Annotated in this window: 15 protein-coding genes, 2 tRNA genes and 1 riboswitch; of the genes, 12 read left to right on the forward strand and 5 right to left on the reverse strand. The window is 63.0% G+C overall.

Annotated features, from left to right (window positions below; all coding sequences use genetic code 11):
- The first annotated feature begins 116 nt into the window (after window positions 1-116).
- Complete coding sequence (locus NT151_05310; protein MCX6538340.1) at window positions 117-719, forward strand: superoxide dismutase; 603 nt, start codon at window positions 117-119, stop codon at window positions 717-719.
- A 34-nt stretch (window positions 720-753) separates the two neighbouring features.
- Here the strand turns inward: NT151_05310 and NT151_05315 are convergent, their stop codons facing one another.
- Genes NT151_05315 through NT151_05325 form a run of 3 tightly spaced genes read right to left on the reverse strand, consistent with a single transcriptional unit; the run spans window position 754 to window position 2,981 of the window.
- Window positions 754-1,257, reverse strand: a complete 504-nt coding sequence (locus tag NT151_05315; protein ID MCX6538341.1) for a peroxiredoxin family protein — start codon at window positions 1,255-1,257, stop codon at window positions 754-756.
- Window positions 1,258-2,481 (reverse strand): molybdopterin-binding protein, encoded by a 1,224-nt coding sequence (locus NT151_05320; protein MCX6538342.1) that lies wholly within the window; start codon window positions 2,479-2,481, stop codon window positions 1,258-1,260.
- A complete protein-coding gene (locus tag NT151_05325; protein ID MCX6538343.1) occupies window positions 2,478-2,981 on the reverse strand; it encodes a molybdenum cofactor biosynthesis protein MoaB in 504 nt (167 codons plus the stop codon). The genes NT151_05320 and NT151_05325 overlap by 4 nt, the downstream gene beginning before the upstream one ends.
- 95 nt (window positions 2,982-3,076) lie before the next feature.
- Between NT151_05325 and NT151_05330 the strand changes: the two genes are divergently transcribed.
- Window positions 3,077-4,969, forward strand: a complete 1,893-nt coding sequence (locus NT151_05330; GenBank protein MCX6538344.1) for a glycoside hydrolase family 3 C-terminal domain-containing protein — start codon at window positions 3,077-3,079, stop codon at window positions 4,967-4,969.
- Between the two features lie 54 nt (window positions 4,970-5,023).
- Window positions 5,024-5,100: transfer RNA gene (locus NT151_05335), tRNA-Arg, on the forward strand.
- 209 nt (window positions 5,101-5,309) lie between these two features.
- On the opposite strand, the gene NT151_05340 is transcribed toward NT151_05335, so the two are convergent.
- Window positions 5,310-5,720 carry a cytochrome c3 family protein gene (locus tag NT151_05340; GenBank protein ID MCX6538345.1) on the reverse strand — a complete coding sequence of 137 codons (411 nt, stop codon included), beginning with the start codon at window positions 5,718-5,720 and terminating at the stop codon, window positions 5,310-5,312.
- Between the two features lie 340 nt (window positions 5,721-6,060).
- Here NT151_05340 and tadA point away from each other — a divergent pair, with 340 nt between their 5' ends.
- The 8 genes from tadA (at window position 6,061) to NT151_05380 (ending at window position 12,507) form a co-directional block, all read left to right on the forward strand.
- On the forward strand, window positions 6,061-6,519 hold the full coding sequence (tadA, locus tag NT151_05345; protein MCX6538346.1) for a tRNA adenosine(34) deaminase TadA: 459 nt from the start codon (window positions 6,061-6,063) through the stop codon (window positions 6,517-6,519).
- Window positions 6,520-6,538: 19 nt separating this feature from the next.
- Window positions 6,539-6,629 (forward strand) — tRNA-Ser (locus NT151_05350).
- Between the two features lie 79 nt (window positions 6,630-6,708).
- The gene (locus tag NT151_05355) at window positions 6,709-7,767 is read left to right on the forward strand and encodes an AI-2E family transporter (GenBank protein ID MCX6538347.1); all 1,059 of its coding nucleotides are present in this window, start codon (window positions 6,709-6,711) and stop codon (window positions 7,765-7,767) included.
- A gap of 430 nt (window positions 7,768-8,197) precedes the next feature.
- The gene (locus NT151_05360) at window positions 8,198-8,719 is read left to right on the forward strand and encodes a glutathione peroxidase (GenBank protein ID MCX6538348.1); all 522 of its coding nucleotides are present in this window, start codon (window positions 8,198-8,200) and stop codon (window positions 8,717-8,719) included.
- 238 nt (window positions 8,720-8,957) lie between these two features.
- Entirely contained in the window at window positions 8,958-10,268 is a 1,311-nt protein-coding gene (locus tag NT151_05365) for a glycosyltransferase family 9 protein (protein MCX6538349.1), read from the forward strand.
- 40 nt (window positions 10,269-10,308) lie between these two features.
- On the forward strand, window positions 10,309-10,965 hold the full coding sequence (locus tag NT151_05370) for a LysE family transporter (GenBank protein ID MCX6538350.1): 657 nt from the start codon (window positions 10,309-10,311) through the stop codon (window positions 10,963-10,965).
- Between the two features lie 103 nt (window positions 10,966-11,068).
- Entirely contained in the window at window positions 11,069-11,872 is an 804-nt protein-coding gene (thiM, locus tag NT151_05375; GenBank protein MCX6538351.1) for a hydroxyethylthiazole kinase, read from the forward strand.
- Window positions 11,869-12,507 carry a LysE family translocator gene (locus NT151_05380; protein MCX6538352.1) on the forward strand — a complete coding sequence of 213 codons (639 nt, stop codon included), beginning with the start codon at window positions 11,869-11,871 and terminating at the stop codon, window positions 12,505-12,507. The genes thiM and NT151_05380 overlap by 4 nt, the downstream gene beginning before the upstream one ends.
- A 154-nt stretch (window positions 12,508-12,661) precedes the next feature.
- Here the strand turns inward: NT151_05380 and NT151_05385 are convergent, their stop codons facing one another.
- Window positions 12,662-13,339, reverse strand: a complete 678-nt coding sequence (locus tag NT151_05385) for a hypothetical protein (GenBank protein MCX6538353.1) — start codon at window positions 13,337-13,339, stop codon at window positions 12,662-12,664.
- Between the two features lie 289 nt (window positions 13,340-13,628).
- Window positions 13,629-13,705: riboswitch (Fluoride riboswitch) on the forward strand.
- Between the two features lie 134 nt (window positions 13,706-13,839).
- On the opposite strand from NT151_05385, the gene eno reads away from it, so the two are divergent.
- Window positions 13,840-15,135: a phosphopyruvate hydratase gene (gene eno / locus NT151_05390; GenBank protein ID MCX6538354.1), complete on the forward strand. Its 1,296-nt coding sequence runs from the start codon at window positions 13,840-13,842 to the stop codon at window positions 15,133-15,135.
- Window positions 15,136-15,193 lie beyond the last annotated feature (58 nt).

Here is a 15,193-nt window from a genome sequence, read left to right on the forward strand (position 1 = left end):
TGCCGGAATCTGGGTCTTATGGAATGGCGATTGTACTGGTCGGATATGCCCAATCCCTGCTAATATGAGGGATCTCAACACCGATCAGGTTGTCTTCTCTCAGGAGGAAAACCGACATGGCGCACGAACTGGCTCCGCTTCCCTACGCGTACGATGCCCTCGAACCGTTCATCGACACGATGACGATGCAGGTTCACCATGATAAACACCATGCGACCTACGTCTCGAATCTGAACGCGGCCATCGAGAAATTTCCCGACCTCCGGTCCAAGAGCGTGGACGATCTGCTTCGCGGGCTGTCGAGCGTGCCCGAGGCTGTCCGCACGGCGGTTCGCAACAACGGCGGTGGCGTCGCCAACCACAACATGTTCTGGAACATCATGGCGCCCAAAGCCGGTGGCGAGCCGTCCGGCCCATTGGCCGATGCCGTGAAGGCCGCGTTCGGCAGTTTCGAGGCATTCAAGGGCGAGTTTAAGAAGGCGTCGCTCGGGCGGTTTGGCAGCGGCTGGGCCTGGCTCATCAACACCGGCGGAAAGCTGACCATCGAGAGCTCGGCCAATCAGGATTCGCCGCTGTCGGAAGGGAAGAACCCCGTCCTCGTGCTGGACGTCTGGGAGCACGCGTACTATCTGAAGTACCAGAACCGTCGCGCCGACTACGTGGATGCGTGGTGGAGCGTGGTGAACTGGAGCGAAGTCGCGAAGCGGTATTCGCGGTAACGGGCGCGTCGCCGGAAGCAGCAAGAAGCAAGAATCAAGTCTTGTTTCTTGCTGCTTCTGACCCCAGCATTCCAATCTCTCTCACAATGACCTCGTGTTCCGGGAACTCCGTCTGCCAGTTCGCGACGAAGACGTACCCGACCACACCATTCCTGTCGATGAGGAAGAGGGCGGGGCGCGCGATGTTCCACGCGTCGAAGCCGACGCGGTGCCAGACGCCATAGGCCTTGATGGTCTCCCTCCGCTCGTCGACGAGGATGTCGAATGGCAGTCCCGTGTCTTCGACGTAGCGTTTCACCTTCTCGGACGGCTGCGCCACGATGGCGACGACGCTCGCGCCTAAGCGTGCGTATTCAGCTGAGTGAAGAGCCAGGTCGCCGAACCGGCGACGGCAGTTCGGTCACCACGTGCCCCGGTGGAAGCCCAGCAGCACCGGGCCCCTGGCAAGATACTCGGAGAGCGCGCGAGGCTGGCCCTTCTGGTTCGGCAGCGTGAAGAGCGGGGCGTGATCGCCGATGTTGAGCGTCGTGCTTTCCATCTAGAACAGTTTCACCTCGACCAACTGACCTTTTTCGACGATGTCAATCTGCGGGGGAATCTCGATGTAGCCATCGGCGTGCGACATGCTCGTGATGTCGCCCGACGCCTTGAAGGCGGGCAGGGCCTGCCCGTCGACGATCTTCACCGTGTAGAACTGGTGTCGCCCGGTCGTGGAGACGATGCGCTGGCCGACCGGCAACTGGACTGTGCGCGGCGTCCATGCAGGCAGGTGCGCCATCGCGCGAAGCGGCGCCACCAGCAGCATGTAGGCATTCGAGAGGCATGAGGTGGGATAGCCCGGCATGCCGAACACCGGCTTGCCCTTGATCACGCCAAACAGCGTGGGCTTGCCAGGTTTGACCGCGATGCCGTGGAACACCACCTCACCCATCTGTTCGACGACATCGAGGATGAGATCGCGCTCGCCGACTGAGCTCCCGCCGGAGAAGAGCACCACGTCTTCAACAAGGCTCACTTCGAGCGCGCGCGTCAGGTCGGCGATCGAATCGGACGCCGTGGGTTGCGGCACCGGCAGCGCGCCATGCTGGCGGAGCACGGCGCTCAGCGTGAACTTGTTGATGTCGTAAATGTGCCCCGGCTTGAGCGGCGCCCCGGGATCGACGACCTCGTTGCCCGTGGAGAGGATCGCCACGCGGGGCTGCGCGTAGACCTCGGCGTCCAGGACGCCGAGCGCGGCCAGGGCACCTATGCGACTTGGATTCAGGACATCGCCAGGACTGAGCACGGTCTGGCCAGAGGAGATGTCGGCCCCTTGGTGCGTGACGTTTTGTTCCGGATAGACCGGACCGAAGATCCTCACCGTGCCGTCGGCGTCCTTTTCGGTGTCCTCCACCATCACGACCGCGTCGGCGCCTGCCGGCATAGGGGCGCCCGTCGCGATTTCCGTGCACTCACCGGTTCCAATCGCCAGAGTCGGCACCTGGCCGGTGAACACCGTTTCGACCGAGCGCAACACACGCGCGCTGTGCGTGCCGGCCCCGAACGTGTCGGCGGCCCGGACGGCGTAGCCATCCATCGCCGCCCGCGCAAACGGAGGCACATCGATGCTGGCCCGGACCAGGGCAGAAATCACGCGGCCGTCGGCGAGATCAATCCTCACGCGCTCGGTTCGCACCAGAGGCGTGATCGATCGGGCGATCAATGCACGCGCGTCGTCGAGCGAAATCGTTTCGCGGATCGGGCGCATCTGGCGCTGGTTCACCGCGAGGCCTCCCGCACGAGGTGTCCGAGTTCGGGGAGAATCAGCTTCGTCATCGCCAGACGCACCGCGGCCTCCGAGCCGGGGAGCGACAGGATTACCTTGCCCTTCGCGAGCCCGCCGACCGCGCGGCTCATCATCGCGGCCGACCCGATCTCCTGGTAGCTCAGCATGCGGAACAGCTCGCCGAATCCGTCGAGGCGCTTGTCGAGCAGGTGCGTGATGGTCTCGCAGGTCGTGTCGCGGGCCGTGATGCCGGTACCGCCGGTGGTGATGATCACCTGCACACCGGGCTTGTTCATCTGCTCGGTGATGGCGGCGAGGACCTCGTCGGGCTCGTCGTGAACGATCTTCCGGCCCGTCACCTGGTGCCCTCCCGCGAAGAGCAGATCGAAAATGGCGCGCCCGCTCGTATCGGTCGCTTCCGTGCGCGTATCGCTGATCGTGAGGATGTAGCAGTTCGCGACGGCGGGGGAGAGCGCCTTGTGCTCGGTGTGTCCCATGTGTCGATTATACCGGGGGCTAAGGGCTCTGGGCTGGCGGCTTCGGCAATCGCGCCGTGGTGGTGTACGATTCGTCATCAGTCCCGGGAGACGCCATGAAACGGTTTGCCTTTCTCACCGCGCTCTTCATCTCCATCAGTCTTCTCGTGCTTTCCGCCGGCCCGGTTGAGCAGGCGAAAGCCGATCCTGCGAAGCAGGCCAAGGTCGACCTCGCCAGGCAGGCGAAGCTCGACCGCCAGGCCGCCGAGAAGCGGCAGAAAGAAGCCGACCTGTGGGTTCAGCGCACGCTGAAGAAGATGACGCTCGATGAGAAGGTCGGCCAGTTGATCGAGCCATCGATCAACGCGGCCTACTTGAGCGCCGACTCCGAGGAATACCAGCGGCTGCTGCACCTGGTGCGCGACCTGAAGGTGGGCGCGTTCCACGTGTTTGGCAGCGGCGAGTCGATGCCGCAGGTGATGCTCAACCCGGTGTGGGGCGGCGGCAACGCGTCGCGCAAAGGCGAGCCGTTTGCGGCAGCCGTGCTGCTGAACAAGCTGCAGTCGGAATCCGCGATTCCGCTGCTGACAACGGCGGACTTCGAGGGTGGGGCAGCATACATCCTGAATGGCGCCACGCGACTGCCGCGGGCGATGGCGATCGCGGCAACGCGCGATCCGCAGCTCGCCTTCAAGGCCGGCGAGGTGTCGGCGATCGAGGCGCGCGCCGTGGGCGTCACCGTCGATTTCTACCCGGTAGTCGACGTCAACAACAACCCGCGCAATCCGATCATCAACATCCGTTCGTTCGGTGAGGACCCCGCGCTCGTGTCCGAAATGGCCAACGCGTACATCCGCGGCATCCAGTCGGCCGGCGTACTTGCTACGGTGAAGCACTTCCCGGGTCACGGCGACACCACCGTCGACACCCACCTTGGTCTGGCGGTGATCTCGCACCCGCGCGAACGGCTCGACAAGGTGGAGTTGGTGCCCTTCAAGGCGGCTATCGACGCGGGCGTTGACGCCGTGATGTCGACGCATATTATCTTGCCGGCGCTCGACCCGGCGCCAGGCATTCCCGCCACGCTCAGCCGGCCCATTCTGACTGGCCTCCTGCGCAACGAGTTGAAGTTCAACGGCCTCATCTTTACCGATTCGATGTCAATGGATGCCATCTCGAAGGGATGGACGCCCGACCAGGCGGCAGCGATGGCCGTGAAGGCCGGCGTGGATGTCGTGCTGCACTCGCCCGACGACGATCTGGCGTTCAAGGGCATCAAGGCAGCGGTGCAGGCGGGTGAGATTAGCGCGGCGCAACTCGACGCGTCAGTGGAGCGCATCCTGCGGGCCAAGGCGAAGCTCGGTTTGCACGTGAATCGTCTGACGGACGTGGCGGCGATTCCCGAGAAACTCGGCGGGCGTGCCCACGCGAAGGTCGCGCAGGAGATCAATGAACGGGCGCTCACCCTCATCAAGGACGATCGCAACCAGGTGCCGATCAAGGCCGGGCGCGAGGCGAGCGTGCTGTATCTGTCCGTGCTCGATTACGCGAGCGGGTGGCGCGAGAGCGTGCCGAGCCGCGCGATCATTCCAGAGCTGAAGCAGCGGTGGCCGAACCTGACCTCGATTGAAATCACGGATCGGACCACGTCGTCCGAGTACGACCTGGTGCGTGCGCTGGCGCGGCGGGCCGACGTCGTCATCGCGGGCGTGTTCGTGCGAATTGCGTCGTACAGCGGGCGCATGGATCTGAGTGCTCCGCAGGTGGCGCTACTCGACGCGATTGCCAGCCAGAACAAGCCGTTCGTCACGGTGCTTTTCGGCAACCCCTACACGGCGATGGCGCTGCCGAAGCTGCCGGCCGTGCTGTTGTGCTACGAATTCTCCGATTTCACCGAGCGTGCGGCGGCGCGAGGCCTGGCCGGGGACATCCCGATTGGCGGCAAGTTGCCCATCTCGCTGCCGGGCATGTTCTCGATGGGGCACGGGCTGACGAGACCGGGGAAGTAGGCTATAATTACAGTTTCCGGCGGCTGAACGAGTGCCCGCCGGGGCTCTCAGTGTGCGCCCTTAGCCCAGTTGGATAGAGCGCCTGGCTACGAACCAGGAGGTCGCAAGTTCGAGTCTTGCAGGGCGCACCAACCTTCGCCCACGCCATAGCTCGTGGGCCTTCATGAACGAGCGGAGGCGGGGCTACGGCTGGCAAGCCGGAGTGGCTTCTTTTTCTCCGTCTCACACCAACCAGTCACAGACCTGATAGGTTTCCACCAATCCCCGTACCTGACTCCGGGGTGGCCAGGTCGGGAAACCTGAACCACCCCGGAAAAACTGTCGGCGATCGCTCAGGCGATCAGACGTTTTCCTTCTTGTGGCAATCGAGGCACTTCGCGGAAGCCGGCACCTTCTTGCCAGTCGCCTTCAAGTGACAATCGACGCATGTGCCCTTCTTCGCCATCGGATCGTGGAAGGCCGCCTGGGCCTTGGTCTTCATCGGGGCGGTGGCTGCCGTCGTGTGGCAGTTCTGGCACTTCTCCTGCTTGGTCTTGAGAGCCTTTTCCGGCTTTGATGCATGATGACAGGTGTCGCACTTGTCGCCCACAACCTTCTGGTGTGCGGCATGGTCGAACTTGACGCCACCAAGGCTGCTGCCCTTGAGTATGACTGTCTTCGGCGCGACCGGTATCTGCGCGTTGGCGATTGCCGGGCCGACAAGCAGCGCGAGGGCCATAACAGCCACCGCTAGATAAGTAAACTTCCTCATTCTGCCTCCTAGACTTGTCTGCCAGCACCCGGCCAACCGACCGGAGCGTGCGTGCGGCAGACGCGACCAGGGCGCATCTAAGGCGCCGCGGCCGAATTGTATGAAATGAACTTGGGGGCATTACTCCACCTTGGTACGGCCCATCCCGACTGGCGCCACACCACCGACGGCGGTGATCCTACCACCAGGCGGGACCGTCCAACAGTATAGCCTGCGCCTGCACAGGTTGGTTGCAGATCCTGTGCCAGCCGGCAATCCCAAGTCCTCTCCAATACGAGCCGTATCCGGCTGATTCTGCCTCGTTGTCGCTGTCACCTACCGTAGAATGGCCTTCTCCGAGATGTCAGACCACGACGCGTTCATGCGGGCGGCGCTCGAGGAAGCCAGAAAGGGCTTCGAGGCCGGAGAAGTGCCGATTGGGGCGGTCGTGACCCTTGGCGACCAGATCATCGGCCGTGGTTTCAACCAGCCGATCGGCCGGATTGATCCGACGGCCCATGCCGAGATCATCGCGCTGCGAGACGCCGCAACTGCCATTGGCAACTACCGCCTGACCGACACCACGCTCTACGTCACTATTGAGCCGTGCCTGATGTGCGTGGGTGCGATGGTGCATGCGCGCGTCGGGACGCTCGTGTTCGGAACGGCCGAGCCGAAGGCCGGTGCCGTGGTCTCCACGATGCGGGCGCACGAACACGCCGCACTCAATCACCGTCTGACGGTTGTTGATGGCGTGCTCGAAACCGACTGCCGCGCGATCATCCAGGAGTTCTTCAAGCTCCAGCGCAGCAGGGTATAATATCGCTTCAGTCTGAAGCGGAGAGGTACCGAAGTGGTCGTAACGGGGGCGCCTCGAAAGCGTCTTGTCGGGTAACCGGCACGGGGGTTCGAATCCCCCCCTCTCCGCCAATTATCTGCCACAGCGTCAGGTTTCCTGGTATTTACGGCCTCTTCTTCAGTTACGACCGTGGGTGAGAGAACTCCGTTGATGAGCCCGTCACCTTCCGAACGCATTCGGCTTGACCTGCCGTGGCTGACCATCTTGAAGATCCTGATCGCGGCAGCGCTCGTCTGGATCTGGCTGCAGGTCTGGCCCATCGTGATGGTGGTGCTCGTGTCGCTCGTCCTCGCCGTCACGCTCGAACCGGCCGTTGGGTGGCTGGAACGGTGGAGATTCAAGCGGGGTCTGGCCGTGCTCGTGGTCGGCGCCGTGACGCTTGCCACCTTCGGCGCCTTTCTCTTTGCGGCCGTGGCACCGATCACGGAAGAAACGAAGGTGCTCGTCGACCGTCTCGCCTCGTTCCAGGAGAGTGTCGCGGTGCGTGTGCCTGTGGCGGTCGCCCGCGTCGTGCGGCGAGGCCCCCAGGATCCGGCGCAGATGATGTCCGAGATCGCCGCCAAAGTGCCTGACATCGGCATCGCCGTGCTGTCGGCTGCCGCGATGACGCTCTTTGCCTTCATCCTGACGCTCTATTTGCTGGCGGATGGCCGCCGCACCTACGAGTGGGTGATCGCGTACGTCCCGCGCGCGCACCGCGCGAAGGTGAACGAGACGGTCGTGGGCGTGACCGGGGCCGTGTTCGCCTATGCCGCAGGCAACCTCCTCACCTCGATCTTCGCCGCGGTGTTCGTCCTCGTGTCGCTCACGCTGCTGAAAGTGCCCGCCGCGTTGATGCTCGCGGTGCTCGCCGGCGTGTGCGACTTCGTGCCGATTATCGGCTTCTTCGTGGCGCTTACGCCGGCCGTGCTGATTGCGCTCACCATCTCGCCAGGCACCGCCGCTGCCGTCGCCGGCCTGTACGTGCTCTGTTCCGCGATCGAAAACTACGCCATCGTGCCAAAGGTGTATGGCCATCATTTGAAGGTGTCGCGTGTCGCGGTGTTGCTTGGTCTTGTGACAGGGGCGGCGCTTGGGGGAATTATCGGGGCGCTGCTCGCGCTGCCGGTTGTTGCGGCGTATCCGATCGTCGAGCGAATCTGGCTCCGCGAGTCTCTTGGGAAGAGCGTGTTGGCCGAGCACGCGCGACTCGAGCGCGAAGGGGAGTGAGCGTCAGAGCCTCAGCCGCCAGGCCATTAGTAGGATCTGGTAGGTCGAGAGGATGTGAAAACAGGCGAAGTCTTTGGAAATCAACGTTCAGTAGTGGTTCGAATCCCCCCTCTCCGCCAGATTCTCAACACACAGCTCGTCATCTTTCCCGTCCAATTCCATGGCCCGACCATCTCGAGCTATCAGCGTGACAGGCTTTGGCGCTACCTGGCGTGGTTCGACAAGGACGTGAAGCCGAACACTCCGTAACTGTCTCCACGGACTTTGAATCGCCAGGCGGCCCCGCGGCGTCTATCGGAGTATGGCTTTCAGAAGGGGGTCACTACTGATGAAGATCGTATTTCTCACGCTCGTGTTCGTGATCCTGGTGGCCGCTGGCCTCTGGGCACGGCCGACGTTCTTGGATCCGTCCGTGGAGTCTGCGATGCCGATGGGAGCGGGTTCTCTCTACGACTTGAAGGTGACGACGCTCTCTGGGCAGCCGGCAGATCTTGGGGCGTATCGGGGCAAGGTGGTGCTGGTAGTGAACGTCGCCAGTCAGTGTGGCTACACGCCACAGTATGCAGGCCTCGAGAAGCTCTACCGGGAGATGGCGCCCAGGGGCGTGACCGTTCTCGGCTTCCCGAGCAACGACTTCGGCGGCCAGGAGCCCGGGACGCCAGAAGAGATTCAGCAGTTCTGCAAGCGAACATACGACGTCACATTCCCGCTCTTCGCGAAGGTGATCACCAAGGCTGGCCCCGACCAGTCGCCGGTGTACGCGTTTCTCGGTGAGACGGGCAATCTCCCGCAATGGAACTTCGCGAAGTACGTGGTGGACAAGAACGGAAAGGTCGTCGCCTTCTTCCCAAGCCGTGTCCCGCCGGACGCGGCGGAATTGCGCGTCGCGATCGAGAAGGCGATCGCGGGCGGCCGCCCGCTGGCTGGCTCCGTCACTAGCCCGGACCTCTAGCGCAGAACTCGTTTCGCCCGATCCACGGGTGCGGCCTCGTCGTCGAACGGCACGAGGTCGCCCCGCATGCGTTTCCACACCTCCGTGTTTCCGTGCCACGAGTCCGGACAAATCATGTACATTGGAGCGCCTGGCGGACGAAGTGCGGTCCAAGATGCCGATTCATCCGACGTTGCAGCGAACAGACAGTCCTCCGCGAGCGGTCTTTCGTGCGCCGAATCGCGATGGAGCAGCCACGATGAACAATCAGCTGTTTCGGGAACGGCTGCAAAAGAGACTCTTCCACCTCAGCGGCGTGCTCACCGCCCGTTTCCCTCGTGTGGGATCCACCGTTCTTGATTCGACCTTGGTTCCTCTCCTCGGACACCCCCTGCTGATCTGGCATTCCCACAGGCATAATCTTGCTCTCCTGAAGGGCGTCCGCGAGTTCCGGCGCATCATCGTCCTTGCCGACATTCACATCGGTGATGCCGTCATGATGCAGGCCTCTGTTTCTGCGCTGCGGGACTTCTTTCCGGACGCTGAGATCGACTACGTCGTCAAGAAAGGTGTCGTCAGCCTCATCGAGGGCAATCCTGAGATTACGCGCATCATTCCGCTCTACACTGGTTCACCCCTGCCGGCAGACAGGGACCGCCAGGGCGTCCGCGACATCATTGATAACGGAGCGTACGATGTTTGTTTCAATTTCAGTCCGTTCTTCGATGGTCCGAGCCTCTTTCCGCCGGGTCTGACCGTCATCCATTTTCTGAGTCATGGGTCGGCCCTGGTCCACAACGAATTCCATCCAGTCGCACCCAATCATTTCCTCTATCAGGCGTACAGCTTCATCCATGAGCTCCTCTCCCCGTTGTTCCGGTCCAGGCGGGACGAGCCATTCACCGGCGTGACTCTCCACCTGTCCGATGCCGCTGTAGACGAGGCTGAATGCTTCATTCGAGACATCGGCATCGCCAGGAACTCTCCAGTTCTCTTCCTGAATCCGGATGCCGCCTCCCCGTATACGCGACTGCCTTTCGAGCGACAAGTGGAGTTATTGAGCCAGTTGTCGACTCTCACCATCCCGATACTTTTGGCGGCCGGTCATTCTGAGGCGAATGTTGGTGTTCGACTCAAGGACGCGCTCCCGGTCGAGCAGCAGCGCGGCATCCACGTCATTCCGCCGACCATGCCTCTGGATGCCTGGTCGGCGTTAGTTGATTGTTCAGACGCCTTCGTGTCTGCAGACACTGGCCCCCTCCACCTTGGAGCGGCCCGCAAATGTTCGAAATCCGGATCGCGTACCTTCCGCAACCGGACGGCCATTTATGGCGTCTTTGGAGCCACGCCGGCCCGGATGTCGGGATATGATTCGAATCTTCCCGGTTTTCTGCCCGCCAACCAAGACGGGCCGTCGCACACCTACGTGGCTGGGAGTCCATGCCGGAACATCACTTGCCTGAACAAACTCTACAAGACCTGCAAGACTGTCCGCTGCTTCGAGGAGCTGCACATCGATGCCATTGTTTCGACGATCCGTGCTGAGATAGCGACATCGCGTCACACCTGACGCTTCGACGGTCGAACAACTGCCGAATAGCCATACCACAATGAATCTTGTGCTTTTGTTCCTTTTGGCTTTCACCCTGGGTTTTGTGACCGCCATTCCACTCGGCGGTTCTCAGATCGAAGTGGCGAGACGCGCCCTGGGTGGGCATCTGCGAGCTGCCGTGTTCGTCGCCGTGGGTTCGGCCAGTTCAGACATGGTGTACGGGGGTGTGGCGTTCTTTGGAATCGCCCCTTTCTTGTCTCGGCCGGGCGTCATTACGTGGTTCTATCTGATAGGCGGGGTGTTGTTGTTGGCGTTGGCATACTACACCTTCAGACAGAGCACGACGCTTCATCATTTCGATGTGAGCGACCCGTTGCTTCGCAGGAGTCGTTTTTCATATGTGATCGGATTTGTGCTGGCCTTCTCCAATCCTCAGATGATCATCACCTGGCTGATCGGGAAGGGCATTGTGGAACAACTGGGTGTGGTCAAGGTGTTCACGTCGGGATTGTCGGTGCTCTTCGTGACGGCCGGCGGCCTGGGGCTGATGAGCTACCTGACTGGCCTGGCCGTTGTGCTGAGCCGGCTGAAGCGGTCTATTCCCATCAGTGTGCTGACGCGGATCTACTACTGGCTCGGGTTTGTGTTGGTCGGACTGTCTTTCCTGTTTCTCTATAGTTCCGCGAGAATGTGGCTCCTGAAGCAGAGCGTCTGACAGGGCTTTGCTTCGGACCCGACGCGAGGCCGACGACGCAGAGAGACACGACCAGCCCGGAATTGTTGACACCAACACCGCTGTGATGCGGAAGGGGCGATACATGACAACACCATCGGCGGTCTGGCGGGACGTGGTTCGCATTCGCGAGACCGCTCCGCTCGTCCACAACATCACGAACTACGTCGTCATGAACACGACGGCCAACGCCCTGCTCGCCATTGGGGCGTCGCCCGTGATGGCGCACGCGATCGACGAAGTGGAGGACCTGGTGCGCCTGGCCGGTGCACTTGTCATCAATATCGGGACGCTGAGCCCGGCCTGGGTTGACGCCATGTTCCGTGCGGGGAAGGAAGCGTCGAAGCAGGGGATTCCGATTGTGCTCGATCCGGTTGGCGCCGGCGCGACGCCCTACAGGACGGACACCGCGCAGCGGTTGGGCCGGGAGGTGTCACCGGCCATCATCCGTGGCAACGCCTCCGAGATCCGAGCGCTGGTGCAGGCCGATGCGATGACCAGGGGCGTCGACAGCACGCATTCGACGGAGGAGTCCGTCGATCATGCGCGCCACGTGGCCGGTCAGTACCGCTGCACCGTCTCGATGAGCGGGGCGACCGACATCATCGTCACCCGCGACGCGACCACGCGCGTCGGCAACGGCCATCCGATCATGCCGCGCATCACGGGTCTCGGATGTACGGCCACCGCGCTGACGGGCGCGTTTGCGGCGGTCAACCCGTCTGTGTTCGATGCTGCCGTGCACGCCATGATCGTGATGGGAATCGCCGGCGAGATCGCCGCGGACCAGTCAGCCGGACCGGGCAGCTTCTGGTCGCAGTTCCTCGATGCGCTCTACGCGCTCCAGGAATCCGATATCACGACGCGCATGCGGGCCAGCGACGGATGATGTTTGATTCCCGCTACCTTGCGTTCGCGAGTATCTCGGCCCTTCTGGTCCTCAGCCCGGGCGCCACACTGGCCGTGGTCACCGAGACGGCGATTGCCGAGGGGCGTGTTGCCGCGTTGCTCACTGTGCTCGGCGTCGGCATCGGCAACTCGACACTGGCGCTCGGGTCCGCGCTGGGCATGTCGCTGGTGCTGCACCAATGGCCATGGGCGCTTGACGCCGTAAAGGTCGGCGGCGCGGTGTACCTGAGCTTTCTCGGCCTGCGGGGGCTCTGGTTCGGCGTGAAAGGTCGTGCACCACATCACGGTGCAGCCGGCGAACGACACGTGACGCCTCCTGCGCCGGGGCGCAGCCACGTCGGACGCGGCATCACCACGAACCTGCTGAATCCCCCGGTCGTGCTCTTCTACATGACGCTGCTGCCACAGTTTATTGACGCCAGCGATCCGTTCTTCGCGCGCTTCCTGCTGCTCGCCACCACGCACGTCTCGATGAGTCTTGCCTGGCAATCAAGCTGCGCGATCGCCGTCAGCTTTGTCGCCGATCGGTTTGCTCGCCCAGCCACCCGGCGGGTGCTCGAAGCCGCGACCGGCGCGGTGCTGGTCTTCCTCGGTGTGCGCCTGCTCCTGCGTTAATGGGAAATGCGGCGGAGCCCCTTCTCTCATGTCAGTATTTGGGCGGGCACGGGGGCCCGCCCCTACACGAGATGCATGGACGCGTAGGGGCAACCCCCCGTGGTTGCCCAACGTCCTCATTCTTCAGGGTCTCTTTCCGAGCATTCGATGCCGGCTACCGTGATTCGCTCTGTCGATCGTAGACCTGATTGGTCGTCACCTCGCGCGGCAGGCGCCCGCCTTCTACCTTGATGTGGATCATCAACTGGCGCAGATCCGACGAGACGGTATAGGTGCGCGTCACCTTCGGGCCGTCCTTGTACTTCGACTCGATGATGAGTTGCTCGCCGTTCCAGCGCGTCTTGCTCTTGATGACGCCATCGCCGGAGAGGTGTTCCTCTTCCTTGCCGTCAGACGTGTACTTCTGCGTGCGGCCGTCAGCGTTCGTGAACAGCACGAGTGGGCCGTCTTGTACGATGGTCCATCCGTCGGCCGGTTTGATTAGGTCACCGAGCAGGGCGCGCATCTGCTTCATCTGCTCCGGATCGCCACCGCGCCCACGCTCGTTGCCGCCGCCCCTCATGCCACCGCCCATGCCACCGCGCCGTCCACCACCGCCGACGCCACCTCGGCCGCCCATGCCGCCACCCGCCCCGCCGGAGCCACTGCCGCTCTCCCCGCCGCGGGCGTTCTCCGCTGCGGGCTTGTCGGTCAGGTCCTTGTTGAGTTTCCAGGCGCCGACGATCGGCGATGTCTTCCCACCGGCCGGGGCCAACGGTTTCTCCTGAGCCCAGACCAGGGCGCTTGCGCCGATAAACGTTGCGCCAACCAGCACTGCCAATACTCGCTTCATGACATCTCCTCTGAGTTCTGATCCGCCGGGACGCGCAGGCGCCTGGCGACACGAATGGCCCACCTGGGATTATGACGTCCCAGTTGTGACAGGGCTGCGGCAGGGCAGTGAAAATAGTATGGCACAGGCGGACGGGTCATCGAACTGCCGGGGCGGCCGGATCGAGTCCATCCTGACGACGCTGGGGATCACGCGGCCGGCCGCGGCCTCGGCGGTGTGACTGATCGTGTCTGCCCCACCGCCTCACTGGTTGAACCGCGTTGAACCGCGCGGCACCCGGTGCTATGCTGGCCGCGTGGGTGTTGGAGTTCACCCTGAACCGCCCTGACTCGTTTTTCTGCCAGGGCAGATGACTCCTACGAGCGGCGGGCTCGGGGAGTGTCTGCCACCCCCGCTCTCGGTCGACACCAGATGGCTCGATGCGCACCACGGACGCCGATCGCCGCACGGGCCGACACGTGTCGCATGATTTGTCTGGACTATTCATACAGGGAGTAGACATGAATAACTCAGAATGCTCGGGCCGCACGATTGATTCCATCACCGCCCTGGAGATACTGGACTCGCGGGGCAATCCGACGGTGCGCGTTGCCGTGAGGCTGGCCAGCGGCATCAGTGCCGCCGCGTGCGTTCCCTCGGGAGCATCGACGGGTGAGAACGAAGCCGTCGAATTGAGAGACGGCGACAAGAAGCGCTACCGAGGAAACGGGGTTTTGAAGGCCGTCGAGCACGTGAAGACCATCATCGCTCCCCGCCTCGAAGGGATCGACGCGACGCATCAGCGCGAGATCGACGTCATCATGAAGGAGTTGGACGGGACGCCCAACAAGGGAAACCTCGGCGCCAATGCGATCCTGGGCGTGTCGATGGCGGTCGCCCGCGCGGCGGCTGCGGCATGTGATCTGCCGCTCTACGCGTATATCGGCGGTGCGGGCGCGGCGCGGCTGCCCGTGCCGATGATGAACATCCTCAACGGAGGCAAGCACGCCGACAACAGCGTGGACTTCCAGGAATTCATGGTGATGCCGGTGGGCGCGTCGAGCTTCGCCGAGGCGCTGCGGGCCGGTGCTGAGACGTTCCACGCGCTCAAGACCATTCTCAAGAGTCGCGGCTACGCCACCTCCGTCGGCGACGAGGGAGGCTTTGCGCCCAATCTCAAGAGCAACGAAGAAGCTTGCGAGGTCATTCTCGAGGCGATCCAGGCGGCTGGCTACCGACCGGGCAAGGACGTGGCGATCGCCCTCGACCCGGCGGCCTCGTCGTTCTACGAGAACGGCACGTATGACCTTGCCAAGTCGCGGCAGGGCAGGAAGTCGCACGCCGAGATGACGGAACTCTATCGGGACTGGATCGCGAAGTACCCCATCGTGTCCATCGAGGACGGTCTGGCCGAGAACGACTGGGACGGGTTCCGGGCGCACACGGCGGCGCTGGGCGATCGGATCCAGATCGTCGGCGACGACATCTTCGTCACCAACACGGAGTTCATCGCGCGTGGCATCCGCGAATCGTCGGCCAACGCCGTACTGATCAAGCTCAACCAGATCGGCACCGTCACCGAGACGATCGAGGCCATCGAGATGTGCCGCCGCGCGGGGTGGGGGTTCGTGATTTCCCACCGATCGGGCGAGACGGAAGACACCTTCATCGCAGACTTCGCGGTGGCCATGGGTGGCGGCCAGATCAAGACGGGGTCCGCCTGTCGAAGCGAGCGGATCGCGAAGTACAACCGGCTGATCGAGATCGAGGCCGAACTGGGTCGGTCCGCCACCTTCGCAAGTCCCTTCGCGCAGTAGACGACCGGAAGCGGGAGCGCGCCGCGAATGCCCGGCGCGTCCCTGGTGGTCAGGAGTG

The organism is Acidobacteriota bacterium, assembly GCA_026393675.1.
Taxonomy (GTDB): Bacteria; Acidobacteriota; Vicinamibacteria; order Vicinamibacterales; family JAKQTR01; genus JBAXOX01.